Below are 997 nucleotides of genomic sequence, written 5' to 3' on the forward strand. Positions count from 1 at the left end.
GAATACGAGAATCCGTAAACTTTGGCGCCAGCACCGTTGCAGAATACTCGCCTAAAACCTCAATCTCAGTTTGGTCTATCAGCTCACTCGTTTTAAGCCAGACATTGTCTGATTTAGCGAAATAAGCATTCAGATAATTCGCAGCCAAATAAGCTTTTAAAGAGTGAGGTTGATGGATGCTGGCACTGCTATAAAGTGCCTTTTCCAATAGTTGGTCGCTTGTCATGTTTCCTCCGTGAAACCGAAGCCTAGAAATTAATAAATCATATTATACGGAGAATACATTTACCGTAATGCACAGTAGAGTGCCATGCATTACGATTCAACCTAAAGAGATTTATATCGGCGACTTAATTCGTCAGCTTACTCAAGAGCAATTTGGTTTTTACTTCACACGAGCAAATAGCCGATTAGAGGTCGTATTACAGGCTGCAGTTAACAGCTACTTCATACCGGGGCTAACTGCTTTCTAGAAATTAATCACTCGCTGCTGTGCTCTTCCATAAAAGGAGTCAATTTTTCAACTAGCAAATGTTGCTTATTTTGAGCTTCAGCCATACCGATCTGCGCTCCAAGCTTTGTAAGCTCCGGCGACTGTTGAATAAGTTTCTTTCCAATAGGTGTACCATAAAACTCAATTATCTGTTTCATTTCTGACATCGTGAATTGTCTTGAATAAAGGTTCGCTATTTCAGTTCGCATTTTTACTCGATCAATATCGTTGTCAAACCAGTCCCTGTAAATCCCTTTAAGCTCTTCTGTCTCTTGAGCGTTCAGCTTGAGTTTATTAGCTAACTGATTAACGATTGGCAACATAGCCTCAAAGCCACCTAACATTTGCTTATCAACTTCCATTACAGTCAACAACTCTTGAGCCGTTTCAAACTCTACTGTTTCATTGGCTTGAGCAACTGAAAAAATTGAAATCGATAAAAATAAACTGACTACCTTAAACATTGGATTCCCTTTAATTTTGTAGAACTTAATTCTGTATATT

Annotated in this window: 1 protein-coding gene and 1 pseudogene; both read right to left on the reverse strand. The window is 38.8% G+C overall.

Features of this window, described 5'->3' with window-relative positions:
• A pseudogene (locus BCT81_RS28380) lies at positions 1–226 on the reverse strand (hypothetical protein); the annotation flags it as partial.
• A 254-nt stretch (positions 227–480) separates the two neighbouring features.
• The coding region (locus tag BCT81_RS28385) for a DUF2059 domain-containing protein (RefSeq protein WP_241908291.1) at positions 481–997 on the reverse strand (517 nt) is incomplete at its 5' end.

Source organism: Vibrio sp. 10N.261.52.A1 (genome assembly GCF_002876325.1).
Taxonomy (GTDB): Bacteria; Pseudomonadota; Gammaproteobacteria; order Enterobacterales; family Vibrionaceae; genus Vibrio; species Vibrio chagasii.